Below are 24,474 nucleotides of genomic sequence, written 5' to 3'. Positions count from 1 at the left end.
AGCACCCACGCCGGACCGTATTCGTTGTTCGACATCCGCGGCGCCACCAGAATGCCGCCCGCCACCAGCAGGACGACGCCCCCAATCACCCGGCAAACTGTCGTTCCGATCCGCCCACAAAGCACGATTGAGCCCCCCACTTAGCCCCGCGCCCCCCGGCGCCACAATGCAAGACGTCTCGATGCCGGGTCGTGACGGCACCGAAGGCCACCGGCTTACCACAATTCCGGACTAATCCACAAGGAGTCGCCTGCACTCATCCTGCAGGCCGTCGAGGCCACAGCCGGCTGAGCAACGAGTTGATCGAGCTCGCGAAGCGGCTCGTCGACGATGCCTTGGTAGTTGCTGCTGTGTCGAACTGGCGCGACTCGGCAGTACGGACGACGACGGCTGAGTGACTGTGCGCCAGCTCAGTCACTCACGCCGAGTTCGCTCCTGAAACCCTCGGACGAGAGCGCGGTGCAGATCGAGCGCTTCGTGGCGGTGACCATCAGCTTCTGATGGCGCCGCTCGCCGAACGCTGTGGATCAACCGACGGCGACTTCGACGGTGGCGGTTTCGCAGGGGAAGTAGAGAGCCGACCGTGCATCCTGGGCTCAGTTCCAGTCCGCAGTCTCCTAGGTAGAGCTCCGTTGGGTTTCAGCGGCGCCGTTCGACCGCAACAGACCTCGGTCTCCGCTCGCCAGAGGCGGAGCCGACGGGGCCAGAACTCAAAACGGTTGATCGAAAGCCTGGTCACCGCAACCGTTTCTAAGCTGGTTGAGCGTGCTTTATATGCCGGGCTGCCAACATGAGGGCCGTAACAACGCAACCAGGCTCGATTTCGCGCCACGAATAGCCTCACGCGGCGTTCGGTAGAAACGTCTCGACCACGGGTGCACCGAGGTGGCCGCGAACGCAGCGCGGTGCCACCATGAGGCATGGGCTTCCTGATGTTTCCGCGGACATGGCGGGATGATGAACCGTCATGGACTCCCGTCAATTTGGGCCAAGCCGTTACGGTGAACACAGCACAGGACCAAGCGCTAGGACGTACTTCCGGGTGGATGGTTGTTGCGAGGACGTCCCAGGCGCAGGGGTCAGTGGCGATTGACTTCAACTGGCCCAGGAGAGCGATCGAAGTCAAGGGAACTACGTCGGGCTACCCTCCCGCTGCCGTGCATGCATATGGCGAATATTCCCCGAGCGTGCTCACCATGGCGACCTGGATCAGAACCCGACCGGGGCAAGTCTGCGCTGGCCAACTCGTGTTCTGGGACCTCACGAAGAACTGGCGCGACTCAGTGCCTTTCGACGCGAACGACAGGTGGCAGTCGGTCTCTTTAAGTGCGGCAGATCCCGTACATTCTTAGACCAACATAGGACTCATCGGCCACGACCTGCAGTAGAGCACTGGATTCCGAACCGGCGCCCTGGTGGCAAACGGCTGATCGCGCCGCCGGGCACGGCAGGATTGGCTGCATGACCCCGCCAGATACGTCTGCTGTCGAGCGGGCGTTCGCTGTTGTCGCTGGGACCCAGGCCGACCTATATGACCTCCAGATCACTCTCGAGGAGCACACCAGCGAGCTGACCTACCAGCTCCGTCTGCTCGGCATGCACCTGCACAGGGCAGGAGAGCGCGTCGACGCCGAGCTAATTCATCGGCTGTACTGGGAGACCCCGTCGTTGTCGACGCAGGCGATCTACGAGGCGTTCGCTCTGCGCTCGTCCGGCGAGGTCTACAAGATCGCCGGTCCGCACGAGCTCGGCTTGCCCTGCAAGAACTGCGAGACCGTCATCGCTTACCAGGTGAAGAACCGCACGGAGCTGGCCAAGCTCCGGAGCAACCATCGCTGCGAGGACTGTGCCGCCAAGGCGGCTGAGCGCGAACGCCAGGCCAACGCCAAGAGTGATGCTGAGTGGGCACGCTTCCGACAGGAGGAAGACGAAGCGGTCCAGAGGCAATGGTGGCCTACGTGCTCGCCCACCCGGAGCTGCCGGACGAACCCGAGGGCACCGATGTACGTCGACATCTACCGCGCGCCTGGGCGCGGCGGCGTCACTGTGCGCCTCAGCGCTCTGAACGCGCTCCGGGACGAACTCCGCGACCGGATGCTGCCGAAGGACTGACCGGCGGCCGGCGGCGGGCTGGTCGCCCGTGTCCCTCAGGACGTCGGCGAGGACGCGGAGCCGGCGCGCGAGATCCGCACCTTCCGCTGGGGATTGCTTTCGGGAGAGGCAGCAGGCACCTCCTGGCGAGCAGGTGCCTCGGGCAAGGAGGGGGAGCGAAGCTCGGGAACGTACTTGTAGATCGTCGAGCGGCTGACGCCGAGCAGTTTGGCGATTGAGGTCACCGAGTGATCGGGCTCGGCGAGGAGTGTTCGGGCCGAGCGCACCGGTCTGGTGTCATCGCGGGAGGCCGGCCGAGCCGTGTGCCCCGCGCTCTGGCCGCGGCCAGGCCTTCGTGGGTGCCTTCCATGATGAGCTCGCGGATGAATTCGGCGAGCGCTGCGAAGATGTGGAACACCAGCCGGCCGCCCGGGGTCGTGGTGTCGATCGCCTCGTGCAGTGATCGGAACCCGACACCGTTGCGTCGAAGGTCCCCGACGATGGTGAGGAGATCCTGCAGCGACCGGGCCAGCCGGTCGAGGCTCGGTACGACGAGCGTGTCGCCCGGGCGCAGGTTGGCCAGGCAGGCGATGAGCTCGGGCCGATCGGCGTCGCGACCGGACTGCTTGTCGGCGAACACTTTGATGCACCCAGCCTCGTTCAGCGTCAGCAACTGCCGGTCGAGGAGCTGGCCGTGGGTCGACACTCTGGCGTACCCCACCGAGGCCCCGGTGAGCACCGCGGGTTCAGCTGCGAGCAGGTCGGGTGCGGTCACGGGGTCGCCATGACCGCGACTGTAGAAACGGCCAGCGGCGCGTTGTTGGACACTCCGACTTTGCAACACGTTTTCTCGACACTCAGATCCCGCGTGTCGGCGGCCGATCTGCCTCACGCGAGTGGTGTCGAGAAAACCATCGTTTGCACGACGACTAAGTGCGCCGCCGGCGCGCCGATAGCCGATACTAAGGTCTACACTCCTTACGACCCCGAGCGGGAGCGATCCCAGGCCGGCCGACGACGTGGATCAGGGAGGCCGGGCGGGTCGAGGCACGGGCGCGTTGCAGACCGCGGGTCGATCTTTGTCGAAAGGTCGCTCTCTGGGCACGCCTGGCCCAACTGCTGGCGAAGCAGCCCGCCCAACGGCCCGTCACTCGCCGATCGTGCGGCCGAGGAAATCGAGCATCAGATCAGCCACCTCGTCGAGCGCGCTTTCGAGCAGGAAGTGCCCGCCTTCGAGCAGGTGGACCTCGGCGCGCTCTGTGTCGCGAGCAAAAGCCTGGGCTCCGGCCGGTCCGAAAATCTGATCACCCTTGCCCCACACGGCGAGCACGGGGAGCTGGCGTTTCCGCAGCAATTGATGAAGAGCGGGGTACACCGCAAGATTGCTGGCATAGTCTCCGATGATTGCGAGCTGGATCTTGTCGTTCCCGGGGCGGGCGAGTAGGGCGGCATCGTGCAGCCATGCCGCGGGGTCGACGACTTCGGGGTCGTCGACGCCTGTGATGTATTGCCATTTCACAGCCTCAACCGGGTCGCTCGGGTTCAGCTTTGCGGCGTTCTCAGCTGTCTTGTCGCGGTTGTACTCCCAGATGGGCGCCCAGAACTCTTCGACGAAGCCCTCGTCGTAGCCGTTGCCGCTCTGCGTGACGATCGCGGATACCGCATCCGGGTCACGCAGTGCGAGCCGCCAGCCGGTCGGTGCGCCGTAATCCTGCACATAGATCGCGTATCGCGTGACACCGAGCTGTTCGAGAAGCCCGTGCACGACGTTGGCCAGAGCGTCGAAAGTGTACGGGAACTCGGCGAGCGAGGGTGCGTCCGAGAGGCCGTATCCGAGGAGGTCCGGCGCGATGACGTGATACGAGTCGGCGAGCTTGGGGATCAGGTTCCGGAACATGTACGAGCTCGCCGGGTACCCATGCAGCAGCACGATCGCCGGGGCGCCGATAGGCCCGGCTTCCCGGTAGAACACCTGATGCCCCTGAATTGCCGCAGTGCGGTGAAAGATGGTGACCATGTATTTCTAACCTCCACAATAGGATTTGACGGTTCAGTCGACACCTCACGTGCCGACGGCGTCACGGGTGCCTCATGCCGAGAGACACCTGCGGCCGATCTCAGGAATTCGAGGACGCTTTCGCTCGTCGGCTCAACCACTGCGAGATGGCCCAGACGCCAACGCCTAGGAGCGAGAGCACTGCACCGAGGATGGCAATGCCGGTCCAACCGGCCTGTGCGTACACCACGCCTGATAGGGCTGACCCGATGGCGCCGCCAAAGAAGACGCTGGCGATGAAGACCGTGTTGAGGCGAGAGCGTGCATCGGGCCGCAGCGCGTAGATCTCCTGCTGGCTGAGAACCAGGTTTCCCTGAACCGCGAGATCCAGGAGGATGCCGGCGAGCGCAAGAACGATGAGATTGTGAATACCGAGGCCGGCCATGGCCATGGCGACGGCCGCTAGCGCGAAGACAACGCCGGTCGCTGGCCTGCCGAGACCACGGTCGCCGATCCTTCCTGCGATTGGCGCCGCAGAGGCGCCCGCCGCGCCCACCAGCGCGAAGATTGCGATCTCTGTCTGTGAGAGGTCGAACTCCTTGATCAGCTCGTATGTGACCGAAGTCCAGAACACGGAGAACGTCGCGAACATGATGGCCTGCAGCGCGGCGCGGCGTCGCAATGCCGGCTCTTCGCGGATCAGGTGCCAGATCGAGATCATGAGGCTGCCGTAGCGACCGGTGTGATCGGCCTTGCGCCGGGGCAGCACGGTCGCCAGCACGATGACCATGATCACCATCAGCACGGCAGAGAGCAGGTACACGGAGCGCCAACCCCAGAGGTCGGCGAGGAAACTGGAGACGCTCCGGGCGAGCATGATCCCGAGAAGCAGCCCACTCATGACCTGACCGACGTATCGCCCGCCCTGTCCGGCTGGCGCCAGGTGCGCCGCGAATGGGACGACGATCTGCGCTACAACAGAGGTGAACCCCAGAATCGCCGAGGCGATCAGGAAAATCGTTAGGTTCGTCGCAAACGCCACGCATGCCGCCGCGACGGCCGTGATGATCAGCACGCGCGATGCGAGCGCTCGGGGATCGAACAGATCCCCAAGGGGAATTACCAGGATGATCCCGGCCGCATACCCGAGCTGGGTGACCGTCACCACGACGGAGGCCGAGCTCTCGCTGATCCCGAAGCTCTGGGCGATCAGGCTCAGCAGCGGCTGCGAGTAGAAGACGTTCGCGATTGAGATGCCGGCCGCAGCGGCCAGGACGAACGTCAGCGCGCGGAGCTGGCGCGTGCTGGGGCCCGGTTCTGCCAGGACCGATTGGCTCCGAGAGGTCATGTGCTTCCTTTTCCAGCGGTTCGATGGCCCGCTCGCGGCGCGATGTGTGTGAAATCGAGAGCGTGAGGTGGATTGAGAATGCTCATTCTCATCCCGACCAGCTACTCTAGAGAAGGATCATTCTCATCGTCAAACCGGAAGGGCATGATGTCGACAACCTCGACAGCGACGACCATGAGGGGACAGCTCCTCGACGCTGTGGAGCAGGTGTTCTACGCGCGCGGCATCCAAGCTGCGAGCATGAGTGAACTCAGGGACGTCGCTGGGCTGCCATTACGGCGCATCTATCAGCTCTTCCCGAGCAAGGACGAGCTGATCGTCGCCTTTCTGCGGCGTCGGCATGAGCGCATGACGGCCGCGATCGAGGCCCGGGTGGTCGCGGCGATCTCTCCCGAGGACCAGGTTCTCGCGATCTTCGATCACCTCGACGGGTGGTTTCACGAGCCGTCGTTCCGCGGATGCCCGTGGACGAACGCATACAGCGAGCTGGGTCCCACGAACGCGGCCGTTGCTGCCGAGGTCGATCATCATGAGCTCGAGTTCCGAGCACTCGTAACTCGGGTCGTTGTCGATGCCGGCTACAGTCCGGAGGTCGCGGACGTGATCTATCTCTTGGTTGCTGGTTCGGTTACGACCGCCGGAATACAGCACTCGCTTGATGCGGCCCTGCAGGCGCGTCATGGTGTGCAGATGCTGCTTGCAAGCGCTCAGGCTGGGGCGGCGGCAGGGGTGTGAACCCTTCCGGCATCTATCCTCGACCAGCGATCCGATGATCTCCACGCCGATCGGCGGGACTTTAGAGTCGGTCGGCGACACCGTCAGTTGCCGTGTGGGGCGGTCTCCCGCGGCGCACCGCAGAGGCCTCTGAGGCTCTTGAGGAGGGCGACATCGCGACCGTGGGTCGGCGTCTCCACGAGCAGGGGAACTCCCTGCAGGCCCGGGGTCGACAACAGCGCCCGGGCGCCGCCGAGGCCAATCGCGCCGAGACCGATCGATTCATGTCGGTCACGGCGGGAACCAGCCGGATCGCGGCTGTCGTTGACGTGGATCAGACCGATCCGGTCGGGGCCTAAAGTGGCGGACAGCTTCCCGACCGTCCGGGCGATCGCGAGTGGATCGGTCATGTCCTCGCCGGCGGCATGCAGATGACAGGTATCCAGACACAGTCCGATCCGCTGGTCATCCAGGGCGACCATGTACTGGATGCTGCTGTCGACAGTGGAGGCGATCGCCGCTCCTGCACCGGCGGTGGGCTCGATCAGCAGCCACACGCCCGGCGGGGCGCGGTCGACGACGGGCGCGACCAGATCATGCAGACTGGCGAGCACCGCGGCCCGGCGGCCCGTAGACACCAGCGACCCGGCGTGGACCACCACGGCTATGGCACCGATCGCCGCGGCTCGCTGGAGCGCGACGCCGAGGGCCGTCACAGATTGAGCCAGGACCAGATCCGAGGGCGAACAGAGATTGATCAGGTGGGGCGCGTGGACGACGACCGGGATCTGCCGATCTGCACAGGCGGCCCGAAACGCCTCATCGCCCGCAGGGTCAGGGACCCGTTGCGCCCAGCTACGAGGATTCCCCGCGAACACCTGAATGATCTCTGCACCGACCTCGATCGCTTCGCCCAAGCCGGTTTTGACCAGGCCGCCCGCGATCGCGACATGGGATCCGATCAGCGACACCGCCCCTCCGGCACGCGCGTCCACCTCAGCGCCCGGGTCATCGTCCAGTTGCCGCAACACCACCAGCGCCTCCTGAGCAGTTTTTGACTTCAGGGTACAGAAACCCTACCGTGACCGGCAGGCGTGACCCGCGCCGTACGGCCTGCACAATCCGAAGTGCCTGGGCTGGTTGGTGCTGCTCGCGGGCGCGAGATCCGCGACGCGCTGATCAGATCCGCCGAAGTTGTGCTGGTGTCGGCCGTCGGCTCCGCCGTGATGCGGACGGATGGCGAGCTGCTGGACCGGGCCGAGCGGCGAGCTGACGTATTCGAGCGCGGCCTGCGCAGGTCCTTGCCGGCTCTTCAAGGCAAGCGTTGTCACTGCGGCTATCGAGAGCCATCGGGTCACGACGATCCTCGCCGTCGCGAACATGCTGCGGCGGATCGTCGGTGAGATCGAGCCCGCGACGACGGGCCGGCTCAGCTCGCCGCGGCGGATCCTGTACGCGGAGTGCCCATGAAGGTCGAGGAGATCAAGCGCTTAGTGCGGGTCTTCGGAGCGCGACGGTCGCAGCTGTACGGCCGCGACCTCCCGGTCGTCGTCTAGTAGTCGCTGTTGGCCTCTCCCGACCGCGTGGATCCCGACGGCTGGTGCAGCTCGGCGACACCGGTACCGTGAGCGAACACGGCGACCTGCAGTTGCCCGGCCGCCTGGTCCGGATGATCAACACCGGCTCGCGCCATTTGCCACCCAGCTTTTTTGACCCCGGGTTCAAAAAGTGGTTAGGATGGCGGCATGGCAATGGGCAGGCCGATGAAGTTCGGAGCCGATGAGGTCATCGACAAGGCAGTAGAGGTGTTCTGGCGGCAGGGTTTCGCGGCGACCACGCCGCAGAACCTGGTCGACGAGCTCGGCATCGGGAAAGGCAGCCTGTACAACACCTTCAAGAGCAAGCATCACCTGTTCGAGCTGTCACTGCGCCGCTACAGCGCCAAGCGCGTCGCGGCGCTGTCGGACGGGCTCGAGGGACCTGGACCGATCCTTCCCAGGTTGCGTGAGGCGATGCGGACGTTGGCGGGCATCGGCGATCACCGGTTCGGCTGCCTGATCGTCAACTCCGTCGCCGAGCTCGGCAGCGCCGACGAGGGCGTCGCCGAGGTCGCCAAGGAGCTGTTCGGCCAGATCGAGGCGGCCTTCCGCTCCGCGATCGAACGCGGGCAGGCGGCCGGTGAAATCACGTCCCGCCGCCGGCCTCCCGGCGATTCGGCCGGCGCACTATTGGCCGCGGTGATCGGGACCAGCGTGCTGGCCAAGTCCGGCAGCGATCCTGCCTACCTGAACCGGACCCTCGACGCCGCCCTCCAAGACCTCTGAGCCGGTCGCTAAGGCTCAGGGTCGACCCGCCAACTCACGCGAGGAGATCTGATGAACGCTCGACCGCCGCTGCCGCCGTTCACCGAGGAGACCGCGACCCAGAAAGTCCGCGCGGCAGAGAACGCCTGGAACAACCAAGCCCCCGAGGCAGTGTCACTGGCCTACACCGGCGACACCCAGTGGCGTAACCGGGACGTGTTCGTCAGCGGTCGCGCCGAGGTTGTCCGCTTCCTAACCCAGAAGTGGGAACGTGAGCTCGATTACCGCCTGATCAAGGAACTGTGGGCGTTCACCGACAACCGGATCGCAGTGCGGTTCGTGTACGAGTGCCGCAACGCAACCGGCCAGTGGTTCCGCTCGCACGGCAACGAGAACTGGGAGTTCGACGACTCCGGCCTGATGCGCGTCCGCCGGGCCAGCATCAACGATCAGACCATCGACGAGTCCGAACGGCTCTTTCGCTGGCCGGCTCCCGGGCCACGACCAGCCGATCACCCGGGGCTCACCGACCTCGGCCTGTAGATGCCTACGGCAACCTTCCACTCACCAAGCCCCACGAAAGCAGGAGATCGGCCGTGTCGGTCAACGTCACAGATTCGGTAGTCGGCAGCGAATCACCGGATGACCCCGAACCGGCACAGCCGCAGCCCGCCGCGCGCACCACCTCGGTCCCACCGGAGCCCGCGCCGATGCCGGCCGACAACCCATCCAGTCCCCTCCCTGGCGCGCAGGACGACGAAGCAGGCGAGATTGTCGTACCTCTGCGCGGTGTGGCCAAGGCGCTGGCCACGAACATGAACAGCAGCCTGAGCGTGCCGACCGCGACGAGCGTTCGCACCGTCGCGGCGAAGCTGGTGATCGACAACTGCATCGTCATGAACAACCACCTGCGCAAGACCCGCGGCGGCAAGATCAGCTACACCCAGCTGGTCGGCTGGGCATTGGTCCAGGCCGTCAAGCACCAGCCAGGAATCAACACCTCCTACGACGAGATCGACGACCGGCCCGTCGCAGTGACACCGGCTCACGTGAATCTCGGAATCGCCGTCGACCTCGTAAAGTCCGACGGCACCCGGACAATGGTCGTGCCGAACATCAAGCGCGCTGACACTCTCGGATTCTGGGCGTACTTGCAGGCCTACGAGGACCTGGTCACCAAGGCCCGCACGAGCAGTCTGACCGTCGACGACTTCGCCGGTACGACCATCTCGCTCACGAACCCCGGCGCAATCGGGACCGCGCACGCGATGCCGCGGCTGATGACCCGTCAGGGCTGTGTCGTCGGCGCGGGCGCCCTGGAATTCCCGGCCGAGTACCAGGGCATGAGCCAGCCTGCTCGGGCCGAGCTGGCGATCGGCGCGACGGTCACGCTGACCAGTACCTACGACCCTCGCGTCATCCAGGGCGCGGCATCCGGCGAGTTCCTGCGCAAGGTCGACCATCTGCTGACCGGTGGCGACGGCTTCTACGAGGACATCTTCACCGAACTGCGGATCCCGTACGTGCCGATCCAGTGGGCCCGCGACATCCGCGTCGACGAGGCGAGCACCATCGACAAGACGGCCCGCGTCCAGGCGCTCATCAACGCCTTCCGGGTGCGCGGTCACCTGATGGCTGACATCGACCCGCTGGAATACGTCCAGCGGTCGCACCCCGACCTCGATCTGTCGAGCCACGGCCTGACCTTCTGGGACCTCGACCGCGAGTTCGTCACCGGGGACTTCGCCGGAAGACGGCGCACTATGCCGCTACGAGACATCCTCGGTGTACTGCGCGACGCCTACTGCCGCACCATCGGCGTCGAGTACATGCACATCCAGGACCCCGAGCAGCGGCGCTGGTTCCAGGAACGACTCGAACGCCCGTACACGAAACGGAGCCACGACGAGCAGCTACGGATCCTAGGCAAGCTCAACGAGGCCGAGGCGTTCGAGACGTTCCTGCAGACCAAGTACATCGGCCAGACCCGGTTCAGCCTCGAGGGGAGCGAGTCGGTGATCGCGCTGCTCGACGCGATCCTTGCGCGCGCGGCCGACGCGGGTCTGGATGGCGCCGCGATCGCGATGGCACACCGCGGCCGGCTGAACGTGCTCACCAACATCGCCGGCAAGACCTACGCTCAGGTGTTCCGCGAGTTCCAGGACACTGACGACACTGACGGTTCCGGCGATGTGAAGTACCACCTCGGCACCGAAGGCACCTACCGCGGCGCGGACGGGGAAGAGCTCGCGGTCTACCTCGCGGCCAACCCCTCACACCTCGACGCCGTCGACGCAGTGCTGCTCGGCATCGTCCGCGGCAAGCAGGACCGCCACCTACCCGGAACCTACGCCACGTTGCCGATCATCATCCACGGCGACGCCGCGATGGCCGGGCAGGGAGTTGTCTCCGAGACGGTGCAGATGTCGCGGCTGCGCGGCTACTCCACCGGCGGCACGATCCGGATCAACCTCAACAACCAGGTCGGATTCACCACACTTCCGACCGACGCCCGCAGCTCGGCTTACTCCACCGATGTCACCAAGTCGATCCAGTCGCCGGTGTTCCATGTCAACGGCGACGACCCCGAGGCGGTCGTGCGTGTCGCCGAGCTCGCCTTCGCCTACCGCCAGCAGTTCGGCCGCGACGTCGTCATCGACCTCGTCTGCTACCGGCGTCGCGGCCACAACGAGGCCGACGACCCGTCGATGACCCAGCCCCAGATGTACACCCTGATCGACGCCAAGCGCAGCGTCCGCACCCTCTACCTCGAAGCGCTCGTCGGGCGCGGCGACATCACGCGAGCGGAGTACGAGCAGGCTGACCGCGACTTTCACGGCCGGCTCGAACGCGCGTTCAGCGAGACCCGCGGAGCACCCGGCACGACCGGCGCCGCCGCAGCAGCGCTCTGCACCGCGGAGGCGGCCCCGGCGAGCACGTCGCCAGTGGTGCCCGCTGTCGCGGCCGAGACGATCAACACCATCGGCGACGCCTTCGTCAACCCGCCCGTCGGGTTCACCATCCACCCCAAGCTCGAGCAGGTCCTGGCCAAGCGGTACGAGATGAGCCGACACGGCGGCATCGACTGGGCATTCGGGGAACTGCTCGCCTTCGGATCGCTGCTGCTGGAAGGAACACCGGTACGCATGGTCGGCCAGGACTCGCGCCGCGGCACCTTCGTCCAGCGCCACGCGGTGCTGCACGACCAGGCCAACGGCCAGGAGTGGTTACCGCTGACCAATGTCGCGGACGGCCAGGCCAGGTTCTCGATCTACGACTCCCTGCTGAGCGAGTACGCCGCAATGGGATTCGAGTACGGCTACTCCGTCGAACGGCCCGACGCGCTGGTGCTGTGGGAGGCGCAGTTCGGGGACTTCGTCAACGGTGCCCAGATCGTCGTCGACGAGTTCCTGTCCTCGGCAGAACAGAAGTGGAACCAGCGATCCTCACTCGTGCTGCTGCTCCCCCACGGATACGAGGGCCGCGGACCCGATCACTCGTCCGGCCGAATCGAACGGTTCCTACAGGGGTGCGCGGAGAACAACCTGACAGTCGCGCAGCCGTCCACGCCCGCGTCCCATTTCCACCTGCTGCGCCGCCAGGCCGGCGCCCGTACGGCGACTCCGTTGGTCGTCTTCACGCCGAAGTCGATGCTGCGCACCCGCGGCGCGACCAGCTCGATCGCCGACCTCTGCAGTGGTCGATTCGAACCCGTCATCGACGACACCCGGATCACCGACAAGTCGGCCGTCCAACGCGTCCTCGTTGTCTCCGGAAAGCTTTACTACGAGCTCTTGCACCAGCTGGAGAGGAGCAAGGACCGCGCCGTCGCACTCGTGCGACTCGAGCAGTTCTACCCGCTGCCGGAACAGGAACTGCGCGCCGTCTTGAACTCCTACCCGAACGCCGAATGCTTCTGGGTCCAAGATGAACCCCGCAACCAGGGCGCCTGGGCCTTCCTGCTCGCCGAGCTCAACCCTCTGCTCAATACACCCCTGGAGGTCGTGTCCCGGCCCCGCTCGGCCGCACCTGCCACCGGGTCAGGCAAGAAGCACGCCCAGGAACAGGCAGCGCTCATCGAGCAGGCACTGCGCTGACTCCCACGACAGCCTGGGCCGCAACCAAGCGGTCGAGGTTGCCCGGACTGTGTCGGTCCGGACAGACGGGCCCTCCTCGAGCCCGTCACGGTGGTCTCCTCGTCGCGCGGACTCATGACGAGGAGACCACCCAAACGAGTTTCCGGAGCGCCCGGTCGTCTGACGGCCGGTGACGCCACTGCCACGGGAGCGGCTCGATGGCGGCGTCCAGGACCAGGTTGGGCCGGCGCCGAGATCGAGACCCCGCGTCGAGCCCGCCATCGAGGGCGGTGGCAGCGGTGGCGAGCGACTCGTCGAGGTCGCGTTCGGTGCGTGGATCGCTCACCAGGTACCAGAGCAGGTCCGACAGCGGCGCCGCAGCCGGTTCGCTCGGGGCGGAGCCGTTGCCGCGTGTTGAGAATCGATCGGTTCTCAACACTCACGCCGCGCCGGTCGCTCAACAGCTCCGTTGACGATCTGACAGTCTGATCCTCCGCTAAGCAACCTTGTGGGAGACAACCACTGATGAACCTCAGCGTCACGCTCCCGATCGCGCTCGCGGTGGCCGCACTCATCGTTGCGATCGTCACCGCGTACTTCAACAAGAAGGCGATCCCCACCCCGCCGCAAGAACCGGAGCTTACGGTCGACGTCACCGTGACTCCACTGCTGCCCCAAGGTGCGTCCGAGGTCCAAGGGAAGATCAAGATCCAGTACGAGGACGGCGGCTTCCTGACAGACCCTCGGCTCGTCGAGGTGAGACTGCACAACATCGGCACCGCAGCAGTCAGCGAGGACATGTACGACGGTCACCCATACGTCGTGCGGTTTGGTACGAAGGTGGTCGGTCAGCTACTCCGCCAGGCCAACAGTACTGCCGGGAAATCGAAGCCGCCGGCGACTCTGGCCGGCAATGAACTTCGAATTGGACCCGGCGCGATCCACGCCGATCAGCGCCTTACATACGCCGTCCTCGTCGACGGCCAGGAGAACGTCGAACAGGTCAGCCCACTGCTCAACATCGACGTCGGGCGAGCTGCCGATCGGATCCCACAACGCGTCGAGCCGTGGAAGCGGCACTATCGCTGGCTGTCCAAGTGGACTGTCCTCGGCTTGATCGCCCTCGCCACCTTTCTCCTTACCCCCTGGGCAATCGACATCGCCTCCTCCTGGGTGTCCCTTGAGACGACACCAGATCCGGCGCCTGAGTTCACGATCAACCACTGCCACCTAGATGGCTCCACGTTGACCTGCACTATGTCTGGAACCCCTACCCCCACCTCGACGCCAGCGAGGTAACCGGAGGCATTGTGTGCGCTCAGCAAGCCTTGAACGGGCGCGCCAGCCCTGGAAACGATCGATTCTCAGCATCCCGGCTGGGAGAGTCGCATGAGTGCCATCGCGAGATGCAACAAGTGGCGATCACCCTGGTCACATCGAGTCAACTCGAGGCCGCCAGCTTCCCGGCAAAAGCCGCCGGTCTGCCGAATCGACGAGACCAGACCGGGGTACCGCGGCGTTAAGAGTGGTTCGGGCTTTCTCGGGGGCTCGACCACTCCGAGGTCTGGGCCGTTCAAACTCGAGCAGCGGCCCGGACCGCTTCTTCATGGAGCAAGCGGGCACATGCGGCATTGCGACGTCCGCAGCATGATCCGGAAGAGGCGAAAGGGTTCACGGTGACTGCGATGGTGCGGTCCGCGCGGGTGGTGGGTGTCGGGTGGTGCGCCGTCTTCGGTGGCGTCGACTGCGGGTGCTGTGGTGTAGGCCCGGTGCTGAACCCAGATGTTCCACTCCGCGCCGGGCGCGGCGACCGGGCCGAGCTCGAGCAGGCGCGCGAACTCGGGAGTGAGCCACGGCTTGGTTCCCCGTTGCGCGTCGCTGGGACAGTGGTCGATCGCGGTGTCATACCGGTAGGCGACGCCGGCGGCGACCGCGGACGCGTCGAGAGAGTTGACCTGCGAGAGACGGGGGAGCCCGCCTCCGGTGTCTTGGTCGGGTTGCCGGGAGGGATCGGCTGGGGTGTGACCGGCGTTGCCGCCGCACCCGGTGTGCCCACCGACTGCGATGCGGTCGGTGGGGGCTCGGAGTGCTGGCCTTCGCCGCCGCACCCAACGGCGAGTAGTACGACGGCCCGGGCCGCGGCGAGGACTCGGGTGCTCAAAGGAACCTCCTGACGGTCCGCGGCAGCTTGCTCCAGTAGGTGTCGGTGAGGTCGACTTGTTCGACGTTCTTGCCGTTGCCGGCGTACATGCCGACGTGGTCGATGCCACCTCCGTGGATCGAGAACGCGATGATGTCTCCGGAGGTCATCGCGGAAAGTTTGAGTTCGACGGATCGGCCGGCGGTGGCTTGGGCGCCGCTGACGCGCGGGATCCGTAGTGTGCGCCCGGAGGCGTCCAGATGGCGTGGCGGGTGAGGCTGGAGCAGTCCAGCCGGGACCGCTGCCGTCGCGGCCGAGCCCAGTGGGCTGTTCGAGGTCGCCGCCAACCCACACGTACGGCGTACCCATCCAGCGAGCTGCGGCCTCGATCGCGGCGACGTTGCCGGTGCCGCCGACCGGTAGGGTGACGTCGGCGTACTTGGTCGTCAGTTTGCGGATCCGGGCGATGTATTGCTGGGTCTCGATCGGGAGCTGGCTGGAGATTCTGCCGGCGGCGAGGACGCCGGCCGATGCCGGCGTTGTATGCCGCGAGCATCAGGTCGGTCGGGTCACCGGCGAGCCGGCCGGACTTCAGGTAGGCGTTGACCTGGGCGAGGAGCTGGCAGTCGTAGCGCGCCTGTGCGTCGATCGCGTCGGCCGGGTCGAACGGGCTGTTGATGCCGTTGCCGTTGGCATCGCGGCCGAGTTCGGCCCACGTGCCCGGCATGAACTGCGACAAGCCTTGGGCGCCCACCGGGGATGTCGCGTGCGGGTTCCACCCGGACTCTTGCTCGATCTGGGCCGCGATCAGCGGCGCGGACACGCCTGGGCACACCTCGCCCGCGGCAACCACGAGTTCCTGGTAGGCGGTGGGGACGGTGCCGATCTTCAGCGCCGCGTCGATGCTCGAGTCGAGCACACCACTGGGCTGGGTGACGCTGGGAGGAGCGCAGCCTGTGGCGGCAGCGACCAGCATCACCGCCGCCAGGCCGATCAGCCGGCGGCGGATCCGTCCTTCGCGCCGTCGTCTACTCCTTGCTGTCGGCGGCCGCGACGGTGGCTTGGAGATCGTGGTGTTGGTCTTGGTTCCAGCGGGTTCTCAGTACGGCGATCACTTCGGACTTCACCAGGCGCCACTCGGCGTGGGCGCCGGTGCCGAGCCGGTAGCCGGGCAGCTCCCCTGGCGCGCACCTGCCGGCGGATCGAGCTGGCCTCGAGTCCGAGAGCGTCGCCACTTGTTCCGGAGTCAGGCACTCGTCGTCGTAGCGCTCGAAGAGCTTGTCGATTCCGGGGGCAGCCCTTGAGGGGTCCGTTGGTCGAGGATCCGGGCCAGGTGTGGGTCGGCGTGGTGCCCATCGGCGATTGGGGCCATCTGCTCCGTTGCTGCTCCGTGGGACGCTGGAAACGTCGATCATCGACGGCAGCCCTTGAGCATGAAAGTGCAGGTCACGGGCCAGATCGGCGGATGGCGCCGGTCTGGCCCGTCAGCGACGCCAAGATCACCCAGATCTTGGATGGGTGGGCCGCGCTGACCGGTTCTCAGGCCAGGTCGGGGTCTTCGAAGGCATCTTCGAGGGCGCGGGCGGCGGCGGGGTTGGCGGCTTGTCGGCCCATGTAGATGTCTTGGGTGATGGAGACTTTGGCTTGGTCTAGCTGGTCGGCGATTTGACGCGCGGTGTGGCCGGCTTGGTCGAGGGCGGTGGCGGTGGTTTTGCGGAGGGCGTGGGTGCGGATCCAGGCGAGTTTGTCGGATTCGGCTGGTTGGGTGGCGGTGTGGACTTGGGTGAGTAGGTCGGGCTCTTTGGTGAGTCGGAGGCTGTAGGTCGCGATGAGAGCGGCGACCAGCTCGTGGTCGACTTTGATGCGGCCGGTTTCGATGAGTTTGATTCTGGTTTGTGGCCACTCGAGGCGGGCGGCGACTTGTTTGCGGGTCAGGCCGGTTTGGCGGCGGAGGGCTCGGAGGGTGAGGCCTAGGTCGCGGCGGGCGGTGCTGCCGACCGGGGAGAGTGCGGTGCGGAGGGCTCGGCGGGCGTTGGAGGGGTCGCGGTAGCCGCCGAGGGTGTCGGCGAAGACGGGGTTGTCGAGGTGGACGGCGGCGTGGCGGGTGCGGAGTACGGCGGTGGCCCAGGCGGGGAGGTGGAGCAGGCGTGCGCCGGCTTTTGATTTGGCGCGTTTGCGGATGAGCCCCTCGCCCTTGAGGCGGGCGATGGTGTGGGTGATTTCGACGGTGCCGGCTTCGAGGTCGACCTGCGACCACAAGACGGCGAGGGACTCGCCGATGCGCACGCCGGCGCCGAGCATGAAGGTGACGAGGTCGGGGAGGTCGGCTTGGACGGCGCGTTCGTCGGCGGCGAGGCTGCGACGGAGGAGGGCGACTTCTTCGGTGGTCAGTGATCGGGGCTGGTTCTTGGGTTGGGCTTCGATGGTGTCAACGTCTCGGACGGGATTGACGGAGATGGCGCCGTAGCGGACGGCGAATTTGAGGGCGCCGGAGAGGATGGCTCGGCAGGTTTTGGCGGTGGACGCTCCGGAGCTGGCCTTGATCTTGGACAGGACGGTGTCGAGGCGCGGGGTGGTGGCTTCGCCGATGCGGATCTCGCCGAGCGCAGGGCGGATGTGGTTCTTGACGGCGCGGCGGCAGGTCTCAAGTGCGGTGGGGGAGAACTTGCCATCGTCGACTTGAGCCTTGAACCGCCTGTCCCAGAGGTCGAGGAGATGGTTGATCTTATGCATCGCGGTGAGCTCACCGGACCGGTTGGTCTTGGCGCGGTCCTGGAGCTTCTTCACGAGGTTTTGCTCGGCCGCGGACTTGTTGCGGCCGACGGCGGTCACGTTCCGGACGACGCCGTCGTGGTCGCGAAACTTCGCCTGCGACTGCTGTTTGACGGGTTTGCCGTTCTTGTCAGTCTCGATGACCTTGGTGGAGATGCTTCCCCAGCTCCCGATCGCCAATGGTGGTCTCGACACGTCAGGCCTCCAACCGACGTGATGGTTGGCTGCTCAACGCCCTCGGATCGGTTAGAACCGTGAGGCCGGCACTGGTGCGAAGAGTTGTGATGTGACACACAGTCACGATCAGGTGAAGAGTCGGTCGACCGGGCACGCAGCCTGAGAGCGGACCGACATCGGCGCCTGATGAACCAAAGAGGTGAGTAAGAGGTGACCTGCAGACGCAACAAAGCCCAGGGCACATGTGTGACCTGGGCTGTTGTGCGCCGCCAGGGACTCGAACCCCGAACCCGCTGATTTCCAACTGAGGTTTGATCGCAGTTTATCGAAGGTGAGCGAAAGCTCTTACCGGTAAGGGTTTCGCTGACCTTCTGGTGCTCATAGCTACGCATCGCTGACTGTCCTCTCGCGCTGATTGAGGTGCGTAAAGAGGTGCGTTGACACGCGCCCGCTCGCCGATGTCGTCGGGGCAGTCAATTCTGCCGATGACTACACCTGGTGCGCCGTCGGGCGAGTGCGTGAACGCTCAGTGCGATCGCCCGCGGGGGACCGGGCGGAGGAAGAGTCGCCCAGCGACCGGTGTTGTCACGAGTAGTGGTGTCCTTGCCGTCGAGGACAACGTTAGATCGCGGTAGTTGCAGCGATGGGGGACGGCGCAGGGATCTTGCATGCCGGAAACGTAGCTGGCCGAACTGTCGCCACGGAACCACTTGAATCCCTTCGCCGCCCTAGTACTCCAGCCGTAGATCATGATCAGGCGAGTTGGACCGCCTGACCTGACTTCGGTCATTCGGCTTAGTGCCTGGGCTGAGCGGCCGAGGCCAGAGATCAGTGTCGTGTTCCTGGAGGTCGATGCATGGTTGATCCAGGCAGCCGCGGTCAGGCGACGAAGCGGCACCGGGCAGTGCGGTGCGCCAGTTCAGCTCGTTGAGGCCTCTAACTCCGGTGTTGCAGTAGTGCTGTGAGGTCGCTTGCCCGACGCAGTGAACCGAAAGTGCGGATCGTCGGCCAGGTTGCCCTCGAAAAGTCACGGTGGTACGTATGACGAGCTCGCGGACGCACTCGACGTCGAGATCGGACTACGCTGCCCTTCACCGGCAGGGCTGACAACTTTCTGGCCGGAGCGTGCATCGAGGTTGGTAGGACCGCCTTGGGAGGGGTTGCGATGTCCCGGTTGCGCACTGTCAGGCTCGCGCAAGTCTTGGTCCTGGCGCTGGCCACTCTGGGCGTAGGCACCCCCGCGCACGCCGTCGACGAATGCCTGCACCCGCCGGTCCTCGGTGAGATTCACGCCGAGGGCGTGGTGCCAGACCTGCTGGCCGGCGACGGACAGGCGACGATGTTCATCGCCTACTCCGGGGACTGGTATCCGCCTGACTACTGCTCGGGTGTGACGGCCACCGTGCAGAAGACCGACGGGTCACTGCGCCGCGAGATCGCCTTCGACGGTCGCGACGGCACCGGCATGCCACCGGCGATCGCGATCACCGCGACCCTGCCGATCCCGCTCGTGAACGGCGCCGGGGACTGGGTCGTGACCAAGGTGACGCACGGGGCCGAGTCGATGGCTGTGTCGGTGCCGTTCCGGATCCGTCGCGGCACCACCGCGACGATCGAGCAGCCGGCGCGGGTGACCAGCCCGACCAAGACCACGGTCACCGGAGTGGTACGGAACTACACATCCACCGGCAGCCTCGCGGTCAGCTCCGGCCGCACGGTGCAGCTGTACGGCGGCGGGGCGCAGAGCGGCCAGCTGCACTTGCTCGGATCGGGCAGGACGGACACGACCGGGCGCTACCGGTTCCAGCTCCCGATCTCCGCACCCGTCCTGTTCAAGGTCGCGGTGGTCCAGAGCGCCGGCTACGGCCCGGCCGCGTCGGGCACCGTGACCGCGCGGGTGCTCGCGAGCCTTTCGCCGCTGATCGCTTCGACACGCGGCTACATCGGGGTGTGGTGGCGCGTCAGCGCCAAGGCCTTCCCGACGACGGTGTTCACCAACCTGCAACGGTGGGACGGCGCGTCGTGGACCTGGACGCAGTCCTTCGGCAGCCCGGCCGCCGATGGCACTTTCACGCGCTGGTGGAAGCCAGATACCGCCGGCACCTACCGGCTGCGGGTCGAGCTCGCCGGAACCGGCCCGGACAACCTGCCGATCGATCGTGAGGTCAGCCCGGTCACGGTCACCGCCCGGCCGGCGACCATCACCGGGTCCGCCGCCCCGACCAACGCGACGGTCATCCGGCCGGGTACGAAGATGTCGACGTACGGCCACCTGACGGCGATGTACACGACCGGTGCCACCGGCCCGTTCGCCGGTCAGCGGGTCGTCGTGCAGACCCGGCCGCACGGCCAGACCTCGGTTCCGTACAGTACGGTCGCTACCGCGACGACGACCGGCACCGGGTACTACTACACGAACTGGTTCGCGCGATCCGACGTGGACGTGCGGGTCGCGTTCATCTCGCCGTATCAGTCCGTCGGCTCGGCGTTCCGCTGGCTGCGGGTGGTAGACGTGAGGTAGGGCGCATCAGCCGGACACGGCAAACATCGGCACCGTTAGTGCCTCAGATCGCCTGCTCGGACACGCATCGTCGCAGGTCAGCACCGTGCGCCACGCCGAATCCGGAGGGGGTGACCGAAGTCAGGCCTGACGGCGGTGGTGGCAGTCGCGTGCGCGGGCTTGGTGACGGCGTCGCCATCGTGACCAGTGCAGCAGGTGCCGGATGCGGTGCGGGTGTGGTTGACGAGTCGGGTGAACAGATGGCGGATTTCGCTGGCGGTGAGTGCGATGAGCCCTTGTTCTGAAGGAGTTTCGGCTCGCGCGGTGGCAGTCATCACGGCGAGGAACGCGTGGGTAAGCATGGCGAGGATGGTCCAGCGGTGCCACGAGGTCCGCCGCTGGACCACGCCCGCGCGGGCAGACGTCGAGCCAGCATCTTGGCCGGGTGTTTGCCGGCTCCGGTAGTGATCTGACGGTCGCAAGCCGCCGCCAGCACGTGCCCGATCGCTCGTTGCTGCAACGCGATCCGCAGCTTGGAATCTGCTCCGTAGACCTCGTCGCCGGCCACCCAGGCCACCGGAAACACCGGTATCCAGCGCGCCCGTGATCATCTCGGCCTCCAGCGCGGGCTTCGTGGCGAACTGGGTGTCGCCAGGAACCCCACCAGCACCGCAGCCGGATCACCGAGGTGATCCGCAACATAGTCACGGATGTCATCACGCACCGCGCCGGCGTCCCAAACCGCCCGAGACAACAGGTTGTGCATACCGTCCGGGCTGGTCTCGCCACCATGCTCGGCGATCGTCCAGCAGTTGACCCGCGGCAACCCAGCCATAGCGCCACGTTCGTGCTGTAGCGGGAGTTCAGGTACTGGCTAGACCAATGCTCGAGGGTCTTCTCGGGCACCGAAACAGGTCCCATAGGTCAGCTGTGCTTGCTGTCCGTCACGGTCAGTTTTCCGTTGCTCAGTTTCAGGTATCCGTTCCAGTCCTGCCGGTCGAAGTCGGCGCCGTGGTACGACATCCACTTGATGGCAATGCGGTTTCCCTGGACCTTGAAGGACTGTACGTCGCTGTGCTCGGCCTCGACGTACTGGCCGAGGTCGACGGACGCGATGAGCGTCGGGCCCGGGCCGTAGACGGCGATCGTCTCCGGCCAGGTAACGCCTCCGGCCGAACAATCGAACGCGACCACGGTGTCCTGGACGCCGTCGGCGTTCAGATCGGTCGTTGCCAGCGGCAATGGTGAGATGTACGGGGCGCCCTTGAGGCGGATACTGACGAAGCCCTGCATCATCGGATCTGCGACAGGCAACCCTCCGTTCACCAGCCGGCCCGACGGGTGTTCGCACATCGCCGGAGCCTGGGCGCGGAGCAAGGACTTGACGGTGACGCCGCTGAGGCTTTTCATGATGGCTGCGGCGACAATGCCCGCTGCCTTCGGGTCGCCCCAATCGGAGGGCAGGCGGCCGGCCAACGCGGCTCGGTGCGCCTGGCTGCAGTACTCCAGCGGTTCCACGGCGGTGCCCGCGGCGTCGGCGAAGTCCTTGAACTGCCACAGCTCCTTGCTGGTGTCCGCGAACCGGTCCTGGAGCGCGAGGTTCTGGTAGAGCCGATTCGAGTCGGTATCGAACGAGCTGCAGGTCGGAGTCCACCGACCCAGGACTTGCGGTGTACCGCGCCCCCTGATCGACCAGGAGAGCGGGCCCACGATGGCGTTGGCCAACTGGTCGGACAGGTAGAAGAGGATCTTGCCGAGTGTGATGACCCGAAAGGCGCTGGTGAGCTCGCGGGCGATCCGGTTCGACTGGATGGCGGCGGTCTGCGACAGGCCGCCCTTGGCGATCAGCGTCCGGGAGAGGTTCTCGAAGCGGATACCGAACTCGCTGTCGGGATCCATCAACTCGGTGGCGCATCCTCCGATCGCGCCGACGACCGCACCGCCGAGCTCGTTGACGTCGCGGAGGTTCGGTTTGCCCAGAAGTTCTTTGCCGCCGCACTCGTAGAGCGCCTGGATGGCGGCTGTCACCGCTGGACTCTTGACCGCTACTCCGGACTCGTCGGCGCCGAAGGCGACCACATCTGCGAGGACGGAGAAGGGATCGACCGACGTCCGTGCTTCGATGTGATAGCTGCCGGGCGCCTTCGGGCGGGCGATCCCGACGGCGTGCGCCTTCAGTGGTGGGATCAGATGACGGGTCGAGGTGTCGAGCGCCAGGTGCGCGAGGTTGTAGACGATCCACTTCGGGTCATACTCGTCCTCGCCCTGCCATGTCCACGCCCACTGCTGTCCCCCGTGGACCATGGACATCTGCTGGCTGAAGGTCCTGTTGTTCGCCACCCGCACCGTGACCCGGCTGTCCTTGTCGGGCTCGAAGCACACCCTGATCGCGGACGCGGACATGCCCTGGTCCGGGTCGACGGTGCCCGTGACCCACGACGGCAGCTTGCTGGAGTTGCATTTCGGTTCGTCGACCCTGGTGCCGGTGATCTGTCCGGTGGTCTGACCGATGTCGGCGAACCAGTTCAGGACCGAGAAGTCGCGTACGGCGGCGGTCAGGACTGTGCCGTGCCAAACGGGTCGTTCGGGGGTGAACGCCCACGCCCGGGCGTCCTCGTTCCAGCGCGCCAGAACCACGCTGGCTCTCTGTGCGGCCGCCAGGTTCGGCACGCTCCACGACAAGGTCAGCGTCGAACGCAGGGGCTGGTCATGATCCACCGCGACAGGGTGACCGGCGACCTCCTCGCCGTACAGTCCGGTCATCGTCCCGACTTCGCTGCCGCTGCGGATCTTTATGGTGTGGCCCGCGGCGACCGCGCCGGCGGGTACTGCGACGGTGACGCCTGGCCACTCGACCCGACCGCCGGATGCGTCGAACGATCGAGCGTTGTCGGCCAGTTGTGGTTGTTTCTCAACAGACGGTGCCGTTGTCGGCGTCGTCGGCGTGGTCGGTGGTTGATCGGTTGTGGCGCGCGGCTGCTGATTGCATCCGGCGACCGCGAAAATGAGCAGGCAAAGGCCCAGCCGTATGAGTCTCATATGTCCCCCCAGACATCCCCGAGCACTGACTACATCGGGTGCGTGGCCGCGATGGTTACCGTTTGTTTGCCACGGCACGGCGTCTCGGCGTGGGAGATCTTGACGGCGCTCAGCTCACGTGGATTAGTTCTTCGGCGCGGCGATGCCGGCTTTGGCGTGCCGGTGTGGCTGCGGATGTTCCGAGAAGGCCAGAGTTAGTTGCCGCCGGCCATCCCCAAATATGCAACAGCCCACCGCCTGAAGCGCAGGCAGTCGGCTGTTTGTCGATCACTGCAACAAGAGCATCTGCCGCAGGACCGTCGGCACCCCCTCGTACGGAAGCGGCGTCCCGGGAGCATTCCGCGGAATCGGCAACGCGATCGTGGCAGCACAGCCGGACTTGCCGATGACATCCCGCCGAAGGACCGGCGGCGGTGGGGGATCGCCAAGCCAGGTCCTCCGGCTTCAGGTAGCCAGGCTATTCCGGACGTGCCAGTCCGATAGATCCGCGCTGCAAGGTGTTGGTCTGGGCAAGCGATGCCGGCGGGTTGGTGCGGTGACCAGAATGCGTCTTCGATGGTGATCCCTCCGAGCACCAACCAGGGACGCCTTCAGCAGTCCAGCCGGTGATGCGGCTCATCACGTACAGCAGGTGGGGATTGCGATGTCGAAGCCGATCAGGTGCTAGACCGGGTCGGTCGGCGATGGGTGTTCTCGTCGGCGAGCCGTCCGGCTGCGAGAGCGTCGCCGGGTTTGCACTTTCGGTGCCTGTCCTTCTTGCCAGTTGCAAACGCACATCGTCAGGAGGTCTGGGTCCACGACGAAGTTCATCGGATGGGGTGGTCTCTTGCGCCAATCTGCTATGGGCGTGATGCTGGGTGAAGAGGAGCATCTGTGGGGGAGGCATGATGCGCTACTCGACCGGGGGTGTCCGGGACTACATTCCGAATGGGTGTGGTGGTCCGGACCTGCCTGAAACGATTACCGAGGTGCGAGCGTTCCAAGCGTGGTACGGGTTCGCTGGTCACTCAGCGGTGTCCACCTGGGAGAACGGCGACGTGTGGGGATCCGACTTCCGCGACGACGGCGGAGACCTCGATCCAGGCGGGGGGAGTGAACTTCCCGAGGTTTACCTCTTCGCCGGGCACGGGAGCTGCCAGAATCCGCCGGCCGCTACGAGCCCGGACTTCCTTGTTGTCTGCGGCAACTTCGGTACACCGAACACCGTCAACATCGGCAACTCCTCGCGGTGGGGCAATGGGAGAGGCAATCTCCAGTTCATGTTCGTCGATGCTTCGTGCCCGATGGACCTGGTGTCCTTGGCGAACAACTGGTTCCC

At 65.8% G+C, this 24,474-nt stretch carries 18 protein-coding genes and 1 pseudogene; 9 read left to right on the top strand and 10 right to left on the bottom strand.

Annotated features, from left to right (window positions below):
* Positions 1-1,461 precede the first annotated feature (1,461 nt).
* Positions 1,462-2,112 carry a hypothetical protein gene (locus ACGFH6_RS44345; RefSeq protein ID WP_393397356.1) on the top strand — a complete coding sequence of 217 codons (651 nt, stop codon included), beginning with the start codon at positions 1,462-1,464 and terminating at the stop codon, positions 2,110-2,112.
* A 35-nt stretch (positions 2,113-2,147) separates the two neighbouring features.
* On the opposite strand, the pseudogene ACGFH6_RS44340 reads toward ACGFH6_RS44345, so the two are convergent.
* The 3 genes and pseudogenes from ACGFH6_RS44340 to ACGFH6_RS44330 form a co-directional block, all read right to left on the bottom strand.
* Positions 2,148-2,830: pseudogene (locus ACGFH6_RS44340) on the bottom strand (recombinase family protein).
* A gap of 408 nt (positions 2,831-3,238) precedes the next feature.
* The gene (locus ACGFH6_RS44335) at positions 3,239-4,108 is read right to left on the bottom strand and encodes an alpha/beta fold hydrolase (protein ID WP_393397354.1); all 870 of its coding nucleotides are present in this window, start codon (positions 4,106-4,108) and stop codon (positions 3,239-3,241) included.
* Positions 4,109-4,208: 100 nt separating this feature from the next.
* Positions 4,209-5,435, bottom strand: a complete 1,227-nt coding sequence (locus ACGFH6_RS44330; RefSeq protein WP_393397352.1) for an MFS transporter — start codon at positions 5,433-5,435, stop codon at positions 4,209-4,211.
* Between the two features lie 78 nt (positions 5,436-5,513).
* Between ACGFH6_RS44330 and ACGFH6_RS44325 the strand changes: the two genes are divergently transcribed.
* Positions 5,514-6,170 (top strand): TetR/AcrR family transcriptional regulator, encoded by a 657-nt coding sequence (locus ACGFH6_RS44325; RefSeq protein WP_393397349.1) that lies wholly within the window; start codon positions 5,514-5,516, stop codon positions 6,168-6,170.
* A gap of 83 nt (positions 6,171-6,253) precedes the next feature.
* On the opposite strand, the gene ACGFH6_RS44320 is transcribed toward ACGFH6_RS44325, so the two are convergent.
* Positions 6,254-7,183 carry a deoxyribonuclease IV gene (locus ACGFH6_RS44320; RefSeq protein ID WP_393397346.1) on the bottom strand — a complete coding sequence of 310 codons (930 nt, stop codon included), beginning with the start codon at positions 7,181-7,183 and terminating at the stop codon, positions 6,254-6,256.
* Positions 7,184-7,385: 202 nt separating this feature from the next.
* Here ACGFH6_RS44320 and ACGFH6_RS44315 point away from each other — a divergent pair, with 202 nt between their 5' ends.
* Positions 7,386-7,619 (top strand): hypothetical protein, encoded by a 234-nt coding sequence (locus ACGFH6_RS44315; RefSeq protein ID WP_393397343.1) that lies wholly within the window; start codon positions 7,386-7,388, stop codon positions 7,617-7,619.
* Between the two features lie 82 nt (positions 7,620-7,701).
* Here ACGFH6_RS44315 and ACGFH6_RS44310 read toward each other — a convergent pair whose 3' ends face one another.
* Entirely contained in the window at positions 7,702-7,842 is a 141-nt protein-coding gene (locus ACGFH6_RS44310) for a hypothetical protein (protein WP_393397340.1), read from the bottom strand.
* Between the two features lie 52 nt (positions 7,843-7,894).
* On the opposite strand from ACGFH6_RS44310, the gene ACGFH6_RS44305 reads away from it, so the two are divergent.
* The 4 genes from ACGFH6_RS44305 to ACGFH6_RS44290 all read left to right on the top strand — a co-directional run bounded on the left by ACGFH6_RS44305 (position 7,895) and on the right by ACGFH6_RS44290 (position 13,827).
* Positions 7,895-8,473 (top strand): TetR/AcrR family transcriptional regulator, encoded by a 579-nt coding sequence (locus tag ACGFH6_RS44305; protein WP_393397337.1) that lies wholly within the window; start codon positions 7,895-7,897, stop codon positions 8,471-8,473.
* Between the two features lie 51 nt (positions 8,474-8,524).
* On the top strand, positions 8,525-8,995 hold the full coding sequence (locus ACGFH6_RS44300; RefSeq protein WP_393397334.1) for a DUF1348 family protein: 471 nt from the start codon (positions 8,525-8,527) through the stop codon (positions 8,993-8,995).
* Between the two features lie 53 nt (positions 8,996-9,048).
* Positions 9,049-12,549 carry a multifunctional oxoglutarate decarboxylase/oxoglutarate dehydrogenase thiamine pyrophosphate-binding subunit/dihydrolipoyllysine-residue succinyltransferase subunit gene (locus ACGFH6_RS44295; RefSeq protein ID WP_393397331.1) on the top strand — a complete coding sequence of 1,167 codons (3,501 nt, stop codon included), beginning with the start codon at positions 9,049-9,051 and terminating at the stop codon, positions 12,547-12,549.
* 504 nt (positions 12,550-13,053) lie between these two features.
* Positions 13,054-13,827 (top strand): hypothetical protein, encoded by a 774-nt coding sequence (locus ACGFH6_RS44290; RefSeq protein WP_393397328.1) that lies wholly within the window; start codon positions 13,054-13,056, stop codon positions 13,825-13,827.
* Positions 13,828-14,685: 858 nt separating this feature from the next.
* On the opposite strand, the gene ACGFH6_RS44285 is transcribed toward ACGFH6_RS44290, so the two are convergent.
* From ACGFH6_RS44285 to ACGFH6_RS44270, 4 genes are all read right to left on the bottom strand, one after another.
* Entirely contained in the window at positions 14,686-14,901 is a 216-nt protein-coding gene (locus tag ACGFH6_RS44285; RefSeq protein ID WP_393397359.1) for an NlpC/P60 family protein, read from the bottom strand.
* Positions 14,835-15,587, bottom strand: coding sequence for a lytic transglycosylase domain-containing protein (locus ACGFH6_RS44280; protein WP_393397325.1), 753 nt, complete (start codon positions 15,585-15,587; stop codon positions 14,835-14,837). The genes ACGFH6_RS44285 and ACGFH6_RS44280 overlap by 67 nt, the downstream gene beginning before the upstream one ends.
* 109 nt (positions 15,588-15,696) lie before the next feature.
* On the bottom strand, positions 15,697-15,903 hold the full coding sequence (locus ACGFH6_RS44275; RefSeq protein ID WP_393397322.1) for a hypothetical protein: 207 nt from the start codon (positions 15,901-15,903) through the stop codon (positions 15,697-15,699).
* Positions 15,904-16,207: 304 nt separating this feature from the next.
* Complete coding sequence (locus ACGFH6_RS44270) at positions 16,208-17,620, bottom strand: helix-turn-helix domain-containing protein (protein WP_393397319.1); 1,413 nt, start codon at positions 17,618-17,620, stop codon at positions 16,208-16,210.
* Positions 17,621-18,782: 1,162 nt separating this feature from the next.
* On the opposite strand from ACGFH6_RS44270, the gene ACGFH6_RS44265 reads away from it, so the two are divergent.
* On the top strand, positions 18,783-20,138 hold the full coding sequence (locus ACGFH6_RS44265; protein WP_393397316.1) for a hypothetical protein: 1,356 nt from the start codon (positions 18,783-18,785) through the stop codon (positions 20,136-20,138).
* A 903-nt stretch (positions 20,139-21,041) separates the two neighbouring features.
* Here the strand turns inward: ACGFH6_RS44265 and ACGFH6_RS44260 are convergent.
* Complete coding sequence (locus ACGFH6_RS44260; RefSeq protein WP_393397313.1) at positions 21,042-23,156, bottom strand: hypothetical protein; 2,115 nt, start codon at positions 23,154-23,156, stop codon at positions 21,042-21,044.
* 887 nt (positions 23,157-24,043) lie between these two features.
* On the opposite strand from ACGFH6_RS44260, the gene ACGFH6_RS44255 reads away from it, so the two are divergent.
* The coding region (locus ACGFH6_RS44255) for a hypothetical protein (RefSeq protein ID WP_393397310.1) at positions 24,044-24,474 on the top strand (431 nt) is incomplete at its 3' end.

It is taken from the genome of Kribbella sp. NPDC049227, from assembly GCF_043197265.1.
GTDB lineage: Bacteria > Actinomycetota > Actinomycetes > Propionibacteriales > Kribbellaceae > Kribbella.
The sequence above is the reverse complement of the archived record's forward strand: the minus strand, read 5'-3'. Positions and strand labels throughout refer to the sequence as shown.